Below are 13105 nucleotides of genomic sequence, written 5' to 3'. Positions count from 1 at the left end.
CAACACAACCGCCCGGTTCATACCGGGCGGTTTTTTTACGCGTCAACCGCAACATCGGCGTCAAATCGTCTAAGCTTTCAAAGATCTTTATTCCAACATTATTCCGGTAGAAGGACAGGCCATGAGCCAACTGTGGGACATCTCGCCACCCATTTGCGCACAGTCTCCCGTGTTTCCGGGCGACACGGCCTATTCCCAGCGATGGAACGCCTCCATAGGCCCGGGCTGTCCGGTCAATGTCAGCGAAATCACCATGTCGCCCCACATCGGGGCGCATGCTGATGCCCCCCTGCACTATCACCCACAAGGACTGCCTGTCGGCAAACTCGACTTAAGCCCGTTCCTTGGGCCCTGTCGCGTCGTCCACGCGCCGCTTGGCCGGGCCCTGATCACCATCGACGACATCGCGCCTTTGCTGGACGCGGCTCCAGCGCGGCTGCTGGTGCGCACCCGCGAAAAATCGAACACCGAAAGCTGGAGCAATGACTTCGCGGCATTCGCGCCCGAAACCATAAGTTTTCTTGCCGCCCGCGGTACGGTGCTCATAGGTATCGACACGCCCAGCATCGATCCAGCCACCAGCAAGACGCTGGACAGCCACCAGGCTATCTGGCGCCACGACATGCGGGTATTGGAAAACCTGGTTCTCGACCACGTTCCTCCCGGCGACTACGAGCTGATCGCGTTGCCGCTGGCGCTGATCGATGCCGACGCCAGCCCGGTGCGCGCGATCTTGCGCACACTACCCGCAAACCTATCATGAACCTGGACCCCAACATGAGTACTCGCGACACCGACCCAGCCGGCTCCGCCATCGTCCACGACGAAAAGGCCAAGCTCGACTTTTCCAGGGACATGAGCTACAGCGACTACCTGCATCTGGACACCCTACTGGGATCGCAACATCCGCTATCGCCCGAACACAACGAAATGCTGTTCATTGTGCAACACCAGACCAGCGAGCTGTGGATGAAGCTGATGTTGCACGAACTCAAGGCAGCCCTGCAGAACCTGGCCGCCGATCGCCTGCAGCCCTGCTTCAAGATGCTGGCGCGGGTCAGCAAGATATTAGAGCAGCTCGTGCACGCCTGGGACGTCCTGGCCACAATGACGCCTCCGGAATACTCCGCCCTTCGGCCCTACCTGGCTCAATCCAGCGGTTTCCAGAGCTACCAATACCGGCAAATAGAATTTTCGCTGGGCAACAAGAATGCCGCCATGCTCAAGCCGCACTCGCACCGTCCCGAGCTCCTTGCCCAAGTACAACAGGCCTACGAAATGCCCTCCCTTTACGACCAGGCCTTGCAGGCGCTGCACAGACAGGGGCTTGCCATACCTGCCAGCCATCTCGACCGTGACTGGACCCAGCCCTATTGCGCCAGTGCCGAGGTCGAACAGGCATGGCTCACGGTATATCGCAATCCCGAGCAATACTGGGACATGTACCAATTGGGTGAAAAGCTGACCGACCTGGAAGATGCCTTCCGGCTATGGCGCTTCCGGCATGTCACCACGGTAGAGCGCATTATCGGCTTCAAGCGGGGAACAGGGGGTACGTCAGGCGTTTCCTACCTTCGCAAAATGCTCGATATCGTTCTGTTTCCCGAGCTCTGGCGATTACGCACCGACCTATAGCAAGCGGCGCGACGTATCGGCGCAACCTTTTGGGCACAGCCGGCACAATCTGCTTGGATGCGCAAGCACCCTCATGCTAGAATGCTCCGTTACTTTGGATACGTGGCTAGTATGTGTACTGGCTGGCGACCCGCCCTTACAGATACAACAGGAATAGACCATGAAAGAAGGCATCCACCCCGAATACCGCGAAGTGGTGTTTCTGGATCAGCAAACAGGCACTAAATTCATTTCGCGTTCAACGCTGCACAGCCGCGAAACCGTCGAACTCGATGGCAAGACTTATCCCTTGTTCAAGTGCGACGTAACATCCGAATCGCATCCGTTCTACACTGGCGCCCAAACGCGTATCGTCGAAACCGGCCGCGTCGAGAAATTCCGCGCTCGCTTCGCCCGTACCACAGGCACAACCGCACGCAAGGCTTCCGAAGCCTAAGGTTTTGTGTCCGTGTCCGCCAAAGGCAGCCTTCGGGCTGCCTTTTTAATTTAAGATAGTCCCTCTATTCCCTCCTAGGGCCAGCCCAGTGTCTCCCAGCGACCACCTTTCCACGCCCGCGCGCCTCACGGCAACGGCAACCGTCAAGCTGCCCCGGCTATTTCTGCTGGCCGTAGGCGTTGTATACATCCTGGCGGGGCTTTTCTTTCGCGATCCGTGGAAAACCGATGATGTGGTCGGCCTGGCTACCATGATGACCGCGTTGACCAGCGGCGGCTCCGCCATGCTGCTGCCTCAGATCGGAGTACTGGCTCACGCGCAGGACGGTCCGCTCACCATGTGGGTGGGCGCATTCAGCATCTGGCTTTTTGGACCATTGCTCGAGTATTTCACCAATCCGCTGGACGCGGCCATCATTGCTTCGCGCCTGCCCAACTTGATGTGGTTCGGCGTGCTGACCGCATCGATTTGGTATGGCAGCTACCTGCTGGGCCGGCGCCCGGAACCGCAGCCATTGGCCTTGCCCTTCGGCGGCGAACCCACCGTACAGGACTACGGCCGAATGATCGCCGATGCGGCGCTCCTGCTGATCGTCGCAACCGTGGGCATCCTGTGGCGCCTGCATGAAACATCCGAAGTGCCGGCACTCATCGCCTTCCAGGCCCTGGCTTTCTATGCGGTGGCCCGCATGCTCGACCAGCCTTTGTCCGGGGCCCTCGCACTGGGCGTGGCGTTGGGCGCGGCCTTCCTTACCCGCGGCTGGATAGGCGCGCTCCCCATTATTCTGGCGGTACCGTTCTGCTTCCGGCCCGGCGGTGCCTTATGGCCGCAACGAAAGCAGTTGCTCTTTACTGCGGCCATTTTCATCATCATGGCCTTGCTGTGGTGGATCCCGGCAAAACTCCAGGGCGATTACTGGACCCATAACTGGTGGCTATGGAATGTGCAGTCATTCAGTTGGCCAAGCTACGACGTCGTGCTAAGCCTGTTTCGCGATCTGCCGTGGTTCTTGTGGCCCACCTGGCCATTTGCCATCCTGGCGCTGTGGCGCTGGCGCTCCTGGCTGGCGGCACCCCACATCTGGATACCCCTGATGTTTGCCGTCTGGCCATTGATCACCATGCTGTTCCTGGCCGATGTCTTTGAACCCGAATACAGCCTTATGGCGGTACCGGCCGCTGTCTTGGCGGCCTTCGCCCTTCCAACCCTGCGCCGCGGTGTGGTCAATTCGCTGGACTGGTTTGCCGTCATGTGTTTCTCGCTATCCACGGCAACAGTATGGCTGGGTTGGATCGCTCTCCAAACAGGATGGCCTCGTCAGATCTCGCACAATATTGCGCGGCAGACACGCGGGTATGAAGCGTTCATATCCTGGCCGGCACTACTGATTGCGGCGCTGGGCACACTGGCCTGGATTGCACTGGTCCGTTGGCGCCTGTACAGCAAGCCGGTCGCCCTATGGCGCGGCACCGTGCTGTCGGCAGGCGGCCTTATCGTGACATGGCTGATGCTGGTGACGCTATGGATGCCGGTGCTCGACTATGTACGAAGCTATCGCAGCGTATCAGAGCAATTGGCCTCGGCCCTTGAAAACCACAAGAAACCGCAGGAGTGCGTACGCGCGCTTGGCGTAGGGACCGGCCAGCGGGCTTCTTTCCTGGTGTTCGATGCCATCAACTTCAGCTACGACTCAGACTGCGCACTTATCCTGCAGCAAACTTCACTGGAGAACGTTGCGCAAGGCAGTGCCGCCTACTCCGGCTCCGACGCCGTCACAGTGGTATGGCAAGGTAAACGCGGTGCGGACCGCCATGAACTGTTCCGACTTCTGCGCATCGAAAAGTAATGACTACGCACGTCCCCGAACCGAGGCGATTCGGGTCCTACATCAAGGAAATCCTGCGCCAGGCATGGCCGGTACTGATCAGTTCGTGGGCCAGCATTGCGTTCGGAGTCATCGACACGGCGATGGCAGGACACGTCAGTGCCGCCGACTTGCAAGCCATGGCCTTGGCGGCATCCATCTACATCACGATATTTGTCGGCCTGATGGGTGTGGTGCATGCGCTGATCCCTATCATCGCCCAGCATTTTGGCGGCCAACGCTATATAGAAGTAGGACGCGCCTGGGGCCAAGGGGTATGGCTGGCACTTGGGCTATCGGTGATAGGTGCAGCGACCATGCTGTTCCCCGACGTCTGGCTGGCCATTTCGGGCGATGTGGAACCTGCTGTGCGCAGCAACGTCACGTGGTATTTGCGCGCATTGATACTCGCACTGCCAGCCTCGCTGGTATTTCGCACCATCTATGCGCTCGGCACGGCCGTGTCCCGGCCCAAGGTCGTAATGGCCATAAACCTCGCCAGTATCGTCTTCAAGCTGTTCTTCAATTGGCTGTTCATGTTCGGCAAGCTGGGAATACCGGCAATGGGCGCCGCAGGGGCCGGCTTGTCAACGGCAGTGGTCGGGTGGCTTACCCTGGCCACAGGGCTATGGGCCATTTATCACGATCCATTCTACAAGCGGTTCAAGCCCACCTTGGGCACGCCCGACTGGACCAGCCAGAAAGAGCTTCTGCGCCTTGGAATACCGATGGGAGCCTCCTACCTGGTGGAAGTCTGCGCATTCAGCTTCATGGCTTTGCTGGTGGCGCGGGAAGGCATGTACGTGACCGGCGGCCATCAAATCATGTCCAACTTGGCGGCCCTCAGCTACATGATGCCCATGGCCGTGGGCATCGCCACTGCCTCCTTGACGGCGCAAGCCATCGGTGCACGCGACATGCCGCGGGCACGAAAAACCGGCATGGCTGGCGTAGCCGTGGTCGCCACCGGCGCCTGCCTCACCGCCATCCTGCTCATAACCGGCAAATCGCCTATTTTGCGCGCCTATACCGACGACTTGCAGGTGGCCGCCGTCGCCGCAACCTTGCTGCAAGTCTTGCCCTGGTTTCACCTGTGCGATGCCATGCAGTGCATAGGTTCTTATTTGCTGCGCGCGTATAAAGTGGCCGTGGTCCCACTGTTGCTGCAAATCGTGGCGCTCACGGGCATAGGCCTGATCGGCGGATGGTGGCTGGGGTTCGGACCCGCCGCGGGCGCATTGCGGCCGGCGGTGGACTACATCATGCCCGGCGCGCCCATCGGCGCCGCCAGCATGTGGGTAATGGCGCTGATGGGCCTGGGGCTGTCGGCAATTCTTCTGTTTGCCTGGTATGGACGTATCGTCAGGCTGCACGCGGCTCAGCGGTGACCATACATGTAGTCCCGGCGCCATGGGTAAGACAGGTCGGACGGCAAGTCGAGCTCGTCGTGGCGGCCATGCGTACGGGGCTGGGCCAGCACCTGGTGCAAGCCCAGCCAGCCATGCTCGAAGCCCATGGCGCACCCAGCCAGATACATGCGATAGGCTCGAAGGGAGCGTTCGCCTTCGGGCCCCTTCAGAATTTGCCGCGCTTCCGGCAGGCGCGCTTCCAGTGCATCGCTCCAGGCCCATAACGTTCTTGCGTAATGAGGGCGCAGGTTTTCGATATCGACATCTTCGAGACCGCCTTCGGTCATTCGTTCAAGTACATGGCTGATATGGGTCAGTTCTCCGCCCGGAAATATGTATTTTTCAATGAACTCGCCCATGCCGGCGCCGAGCTCGGTATTGTCTACCCCCCCAGCCGTAATGCCATGATTGAGCACCAGGCCACCGGGACGAACCAGGCGTCGCAACTTTGAAAAATAGCTCTCGAGCAATGCGCGCCCGACATGCTCGAACATGCCTATGGATGCGACCTTGTCGTAGGGCTGGCTTTCGTCGAGCTTGCGGTAATCGAGCAATTCCATGCGCACGCGGCCGCTTAGCCCCTTTTCCTGAATTAGCCGGTTTACGTAGGCGTGCTGATTCTTCGACAGCGTAATACCGGTTGCATCCACGCCGTACTGTTCGGCTGCCCACAGCAGCAACCCTCCCCATCCGGCACCCACATCGAGGAACCGTTCACCCGGAGACAATCTGAGCTTGCGGCAAATATGGTCCAGCTTGGCTTCCTGCGCCTGAGCAACAGACATATCGGGACTACGAAAGTAGGCGCAGGAATAGACTCGCCGGGGATCCAGCCACAAGGCATAGAAGTCGTCGGAAAGATCGTAATGAAACTGGATCTGGCGCGCATCGCGCTCGATGGAATGGCGCCAGACCGAAACGAGGCGGCGTATGAGCTCGGTGAGCCGGCCTATACGCGCCGCATCGATGGGAGATCCCGGCAAAATGGCGGCGGCCAGGCGCATGAGGTCGCGCATGGATCCGTCGACGTCAAACTTGCCCTCGACGTAGTCTTCGCCCAAAACGCCAACCTGTCCGGCGGCAAGGCTGGCCAGTGTTGCCCGGTCTTTGATCGTAAGGCACACATCGGCGCCGGGAACCCCCAGCGTCTGTCCATCGGGCAAGATAAGCCGCACTGGCAAGGGAAGGGAAAAAAGCTTATTTTCAACCGCAGACAAGACCGCGCTCAAGGCCGACTCCTCATTGAAAACACAGGAACGAAAATATTGCCACACATCCGCGGAGAATGAAACGATCATTCGCCCTATGCTAAGATCGGAATTGAAACCTTAAATGTCGATACATGGCGAATTCCACCCCTGCACTTACCGTCATTCCCCGCTGGCTGATCCTGATGGGCTTGCTGACGGCACTGGGGCCACTTGCCATCGACATGTACCTGCCGGCCTTCCCGGCCATCGCGCAGGGTTTGAATACCACACCCGGCCATGTCGAGCGTACGCTGGCCAGCTACCTCCTTGGCCTGGCAATGGCGCAATTGTTCTACGGACCATTTGCCGATCGCTATGGGCGCAAAAAGCCATTGATCGCCGGTGTGTTGATATTCATCGTGGCGGCCATCGGCTGCGCCTTCACCACCGACATCGAGCACCTTACCGCCTGGCGTGTCGCCCAAGCCTTCGGCGGCGCGGCCGGCCTCGTCATACCTCGGGCAGTCATCCGCGACAATTTCAATACACGCGACGCCTCGAAGGCGCTCTCGATACTGATGCTCGTCATGGGCGTGACTCCCATTCTGGCTCCGATACTCGGCGGCCAAGTGCTGGCTTACGCCAGTTGGCGCTGGATCTTCGGAATCATGGCGGTCTGCGGCGCCGGATTGCTGGTCGGCGTGGCGATGACCATGAAGGAAACCCTGCACCCTGACCGGGTCATCCCGCTGGGATTGGGCATCATAGGGCGCAACTATCTGGCCATGCTGCGCGACAAGAAATTCCTCTGTTATGCATTGGCCGGCGGATTCGGATCGGCAGGCATGTTCGCATACATTGCAGGGTCGCCACGCGTATTCATTGAAATACTGGATGTGGACCCGCAGCACTTTGGACTGCTGTTCGGGATCAATGCCGCGGCGCTTATCGTGGCAGCTCAAGTCAGCGCGCGGCTCTTGAACCGCCACACCCCCCAGGCGCTATTGAAAAGAGCCCAGGTATCGCTGGTCCTCATGACGCTTGCGGCATTGATCCTGACGCTAGCCGGGGCGATTACGCTATGGCTGCTCATGGTATGCTTGATGGGTTTCATGGCTAGCCAGGGGTTCGTCAATCCCAATGCGGCCGCCCTGGCTTTATCCGAGCAGGGAAAGCGCCTGGGGGTCGCGTCGGCGCTTATGGGCACCCTGCAAATGCTTTGCGGTGCCAGCGCTGGCATGGTGGTCAGTGTCTGGCAGACACCATCTGCGTTGCCGCTTACAGGAACGCTGGCGCTCTGCGCTGCTCTCTCGTGGTTATTCGGCCGCATGGCAATGAAAGCCGCTTGATCTGGGTAGCAGTTTCGTATTAGAATGTCAGGCTTTACAGATACACGGTCGTTGTCTTTTACCGCTTTTTAGTTGCGGGGCCGAATCAAGCAAATTATCAAGGGGTATTACCATGGCACGCGTATGCCAAGTTACCGGCAAAGGCCCAATGGTGGGCAACAATGTTTCGCACGCGAACAATAAAACCAAGCGTCGCTTTCTACCTAACCTGCAATCGCGCCGTTTCTGGGTCGAAAGCGAAAACCGCTGGGTTCGCCTGCGTATTTCGGCTCACGCGCTGCGCACCATCGACAAGAACGGTATCGATTCCGTACTGGCCGATTTGCGTGCCCGTGGCGTGCGTGCTTAAGCCGCTCGCGAACTAACTCAAGGAGCTCAACATGGCAAAAGGTATACGCGAGAAAATCAAACTCGAATCCACCGCCGGCACCGGTCACTTCTACACGACCACCAAGAACAAACGCACCATGCCCGAGAAAATGCTGATCAAGAAATTTGATCCCGTTGCTCGCAAGCACGTTGACTACAAGGAAATGAAGCTTAAATAAGCGGCTCCAGGTTGCGCACGCGCTGCGCTCGGAACCGGCCTGGCCCGGCCGCATTCTCTGGCAAGCGCTGATTTATCTGGCTCCTTGTGAAAACCCTGCCCAGGCAGGGTTTTTTTTTCGCCGGGCCGCCCGATAAGATGCCTTCTTCGCAAGCACCCTATAATGTGCGATTGCGCAACCAAAAAATAAATACCGGATCTCATGCAGGAACGTTATAACCCCAACGCCGTCGAAAAAGCTTCTCATCAAAACTGGCAAGAACGCGATGCGTATCGCGTCACTGAACATGCCCTGGCGCCCGACGGTACGCCCAAGCCAAAATTCTATGCATGCTCCATGCTGCCCTATCCCAGCGGCAAGCTGCATATGGGTCATGTGCGCAATTACACCATCAACGACATGATGACGCGGCAATTGCGCATGCGGGGCTATAACGTATTGATGCCCATGGGTTGGGACGCATTCGGCATGCCCGCCGAAAACGCCGCCATCAAGTCGCGCGTACCGCCGGCAAAATGGACCTATGACAACATTGCCTACATGAAAAAGCAGATGCAGGCGATGGGCCTGGCTGTCGACTGGTCACGCGAAATGTGCGCCTGTGACCCGAAGTACTACAAATGGAACCAATGGCTGTTCCTGAAGATGCTCGAAAAAGGCATCGCCTACCGCAAGACCCAGGTCGTCAATTGGGATCCCGTTGACCAGACCGTGCTGGCGAATGAGCAGGTTATCGATGGCCGTGGCTGGCGGTCCGGCGCACCCATTGAAAAACGCGAGATTCCTGGCTACTACCTGCGCATTACCGACTATGCTGAAGAACTGCTCGACAATGTGAAGAACGGTCTTCCCGGCTGGCCTGAACGAGTACGCCTGATGCAGGAAAACTGGATAGGCAAAAGCGAAGGCGTGCGCTTTGCCTTTACGCACGACATCAAGAACGACACCGGCACACTGATACAAGACGGCCGCCTGTATGTCTTCACGACGCGTGCCGACACCATCATGGGCGTCACCTTCTGCGCGGTCGCTCCTGAACATCCGCTGGCCACCCATGCCGCCCAGACCGATCCCGCGTTGGCCGCTTTCATCGAATCCTGCAAGCACGGGGGAACCACCGAGGCCGAGATGGCCACGCGCGAAAAAGAAGGCATGCCAGCCGGCCTTGCCGTCGTCCATCCCATTACCGGCGAAGCGATCCCCGTCTGGGTGGGCAATTATGTGCTCATGACTTACGGCGATGGCGCCGTCATGGGCGTGCCCGCGCACGACGAACGCGACTTTGCGTTTGCGAACAAATACGCCCTTCCCATCAAGGACGTCATTGCCGTCGAGCACAAGGTTTTCTCGACCCTGCAATGGCAGGACTGGTACGGCGACAAGCAACAAGGTACGACGGTCAACTCAGGAAAGTACAACGGGTTGACGCCTCTGGATGCAGCCAACGCCGTTGCAACCGACCTCGCCGATAACGGCCAGGGCGAAAAGAAGACCACCTGGCGCCTGCGCGACTGGGGCGTATCGCGCCAACGTTATTGGGGCACGCCCATACCCATCATTCACTGTCCCGACTGCGGTCCGGTACCTGTGCCCGAAAAAGACTTGCCCGTCGTCCTTCCCGACGACCTGATTCCGGACGGCAGCGGCAATCCGCTGGTCAAGCACGAAGCTTTCCTGGCATGCCAGTGCCCCAAGTGCGGGTCGGCCGCCCGGCGGGAAACCGACACGATGGACACCTTCGTGGACTCATCGTGGTATTTCATGCGATACACCTCGCCCGGCAACGACGATGCCATGGTCGATGCCCGCAATGATTACTGGATGCCCATGGACCAGTACATCGGCGGCATCGAACATGCGGTCCTGCACTTGCTCTATGCGCGCTTCTGGACCCGTGTCATGCGCGACCTTGGCCTGGTCAAGTTCGACGAACCGTTTACGCGCCTGTTGTGCCAGGGCATGGTGCTCAATCACATCTATTCGCGCAAGACCGAACAAGGTGCCGTCGAATACTTCTGGCCCGAGGAAGTCGAAAATACGTACGATGCGAAGGGAGTCATCACCGGCGCCCGGCGCATCTCCGACGGCACGCCCGTACAGTACGGCGGCATCGGCACGATGTCCAAATCCAAGAACAATGGCGTAGATCCGCAATCCCTGATCGACTCCATGGGCGCCGATACCGCCCGCCTGTTCGTCATGTTTGCAAGTCCTCCTGAGCAGACCCTTGAGTGGTCGGACTCCGGTGTCGATGGCGCCCATCGCTTCCTGCGTCGCGTATGGGGCTTTTGCCACGGCCACCGTGAAGCCATACTGGCGGGGCACGGCGACGGAGCCTGGACAGGCGCCACCGAGACGACCAAGGCGCTGCGCCGCGAAATTCACGGCTTGCTGAAACAGGCCGACTACGACTACCAGCGCATCCAGTACAACACCGTCGTCTCGACATGCATGAAGATGCTGAATACCCTCGAGTCGGCCAAGCTGGACGACAGCGCACTTGCCCGCCGCGCGTTGGCCGAGACCACGTCCATATTGTTGCGCGTGCTGTATCCCGTGGTTCCGCACATTACGTGGAAACTGTGGCAGGAGCTGGGCTTCGACAAGATCGGCGGTGATTTGCTCGACGCCGCATGGCCTACCGTCGACGAGGCAGCCCTGATTGCCGATGAAACCGAATTCGTCTTGCAAATCAACGGCAAATTGCGTGGCTCGCTGAGGGTTGCGCATGGCGCCACCAAAGATGAAGTCGAACAAGCAGCACTGGCACACGAGGCTACCGGAAAATACCTGGAAGGCCGCCCGCCGAAACGGGTTATTGTCGTACCCGGTAAACTCGTCAATATTGTCGGATAATGTCAGGCATGCATAGCGCCAAGCCCCTGCTCTCACCACTCAATCCAGTTTCGCTGCGTCACCTGGGCGGAATTGTGTGCGTAACGCTGTGCCTGGTCCTGGCAGCTTGTGGGTTCAAGATGAAGGGAGTCTCACCCCTGCCCTTCACCACCCTTTACACCAACATCGCTGAAAACTCCGCTTTTGGCGCCAATATACGACGGGCCATTATCGCCAGCTCGCCCCAGACACGCTTTGTGAGCGAACCGGCCGACGCACAGGCCCGGCTTATAGAACTGGCCAACAACCAGTCACTTAGGGAACTGTCGCTGGATGCCCAGGGGCGCGTCGAAGAATATGAACTGAACCTCGAGTTCATATTCCAGCTTACGGACGCGAAAGGCCATGTGATTTTGCCTCCAACCACCTTGCGATCCACGCGAGAGCTTCCCTACGACGATAGCGTCGTCCAGGCCAAGCAGGGGGAAATTACCACTGTGTTTCAGCAAATGCAGCAGACCATGGTCGACCGCGTGGTTCGGCGTCTTGCCTCGCCTGACGTGGCCGAAGCGTTCCAGGAAGCCAAGTCCCTGCCCGGCGAAGAAATGCCTGCAAACGCCCCGCCATTGCCGGCACCCCGGACCGGGCCTGGTCCCACCCCCTGGGGATTGCCTGGTTTCGATCCAGGCACAGGTATCCGATAGGCCCGAACATCATGGGACGCCGCCTGGATTCCGACAGTCTATTGTCTCAGCTGCAAAAGACGCCGCCTGCCATTGAAGGTCTCTACGTGGTATCGGGCGATGAGCAATTGCTGGTCATCGAAACCATCGACGGCTTGCGGGCCGCCGCAGTGCGAGCAGGCTATGGCGAGCGCGTCAGCCTGATCATGGATGCACGCAGCGATTGGTCCGCGGTCATCGGTGCGACACAGAATGTTTCGTTGTTCGGCGACCGCCGGCTAGTCGATGTGGCCTTGCCCACCGGCAAGCCCGGACGTATCGGTGGCGAGACCTTGGTAAAGCTCTGTGCAATGATCGAGAGCGGCGCCCTGGTCGACACATTGGTGCTGGTCAGCCTGCCGCGCCTCGACAAGGCCACGCGCAGCGCAAAATGGGCGATGGGACTGGCGCAAGCGGGCACCTGGGTCGATATCAACAATGTAAACCGCGGCGAGTTGCCACGCTGGATCGGGCAACGCCTGGCACGCCAGCAACAGCAGTTGGACACCGCCACCCTTGAATGGATGGCCGATAAGGTCGAAGGCAACCTTCTGGCGGCGTTCCAGGAAGTACAAAAACTCGGCCTGTTGTATCCTGCCGGCAAGATCAGCGCTGGCGACGTCGAGCGCGCCGTCTTGAATGTGGCCCGCTACGATGTCTTCGGCCTGCGTGACTCCATGCTGGCCGGCAATGCCGCCAAGGCCATGACGATGCTGGCGGGCTTGCGCGCGGAAGGCGAGGCGCTTCCCCTGGTGCTTTGGGCGGTAGGCGAAGAAGTTCGCGTACTGGCGCGCCTCTCCGCCGCACAGGCCGCCGGCCAGGACATGCAGGCCGAAATGCGCCGACAGCGCATTTTCGGTCCACGCGAACACCTGGTACGCAAGACCCTCGGCCGCGTGCCACCCCAGGCCTGGCCCGCTGCTGTGCAGCATGCGCATGACATCGACAGATTGATCAAAGGCCTGAAAGTACCCGGGCGCCTCGATGACCCCTGGGAAGAGCTGGGGCGGCTGGCCTTGCGGGTTGCCATCAGCAAGCCGCCCCCAACCCGATAATCCGGCGGCCCGGCGATCCGGCGGCCGGCAATCCGGCGACCCAGCGACCCGGCGCGGCATGC

Annotated in this window: 12 protein-coding genes; 11 read left to right on the top strand and 1 reads right to left on the bottom strand. The window is 59.5% G+C overall.

Annotated elements, in window-relative coordinates; all coding sequences use genetic code 11:
• The first annotated feature begins 121 nt into the window (after nucleotides 1-121).
• The 5 genes from kynB (at nucleotide 122) to CR159_RS01740 (ending at nucleotide 5323) form a co-directional block, all read left to right on the top strand.
• Entirely contained in the window at nucleotides 122-763 is a 642-nt protein-coding gene (gene kynB, locus CR159_RS01760) for an arylformamidase (RefSeq protein WP_102072258.1), read from the top strand.
• A gap of 14 nt (nucleotides 764-777) precedes the next feature.
• Nucleotides 778-1635 (top strand): tryptophan 2,3-dioxygenase, encoded by an 858-nt coding sequence (gene kynA, locus CR159_RS01755; protein ID WP_102072439.1) that lies wholly within the window; start codon nucleotides 778-780, stop codon nucleotides 1633-1635.
• A 160-nt stretch (nucleotides 1636-1795) separates the two neighbouring features.
• Nucleotides 1796-2071 carry a type B 50S ribosomal protein L31 gene (locus tag CR159_RS01750; RefSeq protein ID WP_102072257.1) on the top strand — a complete coding sequence of 92 codons (276 nt, stop codon included), beginning with the start codon at nucleotides 1796-1798 and terminating at the stop codon, nucleotides 2069-2071.
• Nucleotides 2072-2159: 88 nt separating this feature from the next.
• Nucleotides 2160-3917: a glycosyltransferase family protein gene (locus CR159_RS01745; protein WP_102072256.1), complete on the top strand. Its 1758-nt coding sequence runs from the start codon at nucleotides 2160-2162 to the stop codon at nucleotides 3915-3917.
• Entirely contained in the window at nucleotides 3917-5323 is a 1407-nt protein-coding gene (locus tag CR159_RS01740) for an MATE family efflux transporter (protein WP_102072255.1), read from the top strand. The genes CR159_RS01745 and CR159_RS01740 overlap by 1 nt, the downstream gene beginning before the upstream one ends.
• On the opposite strand, the gene CR159_RS01735 is transcribed toward CR159_RS01740, so the two are convergent.
• Nucleotides 5314-6573, bottom strand: a complete 1260-nt coding sequence (locus tag CR159_RS01735; RefSeq protein WP_102072438.1) for a class I SAM-dependent methyltransferase — start codon at nucleotides 6571-6573, stop codon at nucleotides 5314-5316. The two genes, CR159_RS01740 and CR159_RS01735, sit on opposite strands and share 10 nt — an antisense overlap.
• 113 nt (nucleotides 6574-6686) lie before the next feature.
• On the opposite strand from CR159_RS01735, the gene CR159_RS01730 reads away from it, so the two are divergent.
• The 6 genes from CR159_RS01730 (at nucleotide 6687) to holA (ending at nucleotide 13043) form a co-directional block, all read left to right on the top strand.
• Nucleotides 6687-7883 carry a Bcr/CflA family multidrug efflux MFS transporter gene (locus tag CR159_RS01730; RefSeq protein WP_233208128.1) on the top strand — a complete coding sequence of 399 codons (1197 nt, stop codon included), beginning with the start codon at nucleotides 6687-6689 and terminating at the stop codon, nucleotides 7881-7883.
• A gap of 112 nt (nucleotides 7884-7995) precedes the next feature.
• On the top strand, nucleotides 7996-8232 hold the full coding sequence (gene rpmB / locus CR159_RS01725; RefSeq protein WP_073108873.1) for a 50S ribosomal protein L28: 237 nt from the start codon (nucleotides 7996-7998) through the stop codon (nucleotides 8230-8232).
• Nucleotides 8233-8263: 31 nt separating this feature from the next.
• Entirely contained in the window at nucleotides 8264-8431 is a 168-nt protein-coding gene (gene rpmG / locus CR159_RS01720; RefSeq protein ID WP_102069911.1) for a 50S ribosomal protein L33, read from the top strand.
• Between the two features lie 201 nt (nucleotides 8432-8632).
• On the top strand, nucleotides 8633-11287 hold the full coding sequence (gene leuS, locus CR159_RS01715; RefSeq protein WP_102072254.1) for a leucine--tRNA ligase: 2655 nt from the start codon (nucleotides 8633-8635) through the stop codon (nucleotides 11285-11287).
• Nucleotides 11288-11295: 8 nt separating this feature from the next.
• The gene (locus CR159_RS01710) at nucleotides 11296-11970 is read left to right on the top strand and encodes an LPS-assembly lipoprotein LptE (RefSeq protein ID WP_102072253.1); all 675 of its coding nucleotides are present in this window, start codon (nucleotides 11296-11298) and stop codon (nucleotides 11968-11970) included.
• An 11-nt stretch (nucleotides 11971-11981) separates the two neighbouring features.
• Nucleotides 11982-13043 (top strand): DNA polymerase III subunit delta, encoded by a 1062-nt coding sequence (holA, locus tag CR159_RS01705; protein WP_102072252.1) that lies wholly within the window; start codon nucleotides 11982-11984, stop codon nucleotides 13041-13043.
• The last annotated feature ends 62 nt before the right edge of the window (nucleotides 13044-13105 follow it).

The organism is Pollutimonas subterranea, assembly GCF_002849655.1.
In the GTDB taxonomy this organism is placed as follows: domain Bacteria; phylum Pseudomonadota; class Gammaproteobacteria; order Burkholderiales; family Burkholderiaceae_B; genus Pollutimonas; species Pollutimonas subterranea.
The sequence above is the reverse complement of the archived record's forward strand: the minus strand, read 5'-3'. Positions and strand labels throughout refer to the sequence as shown.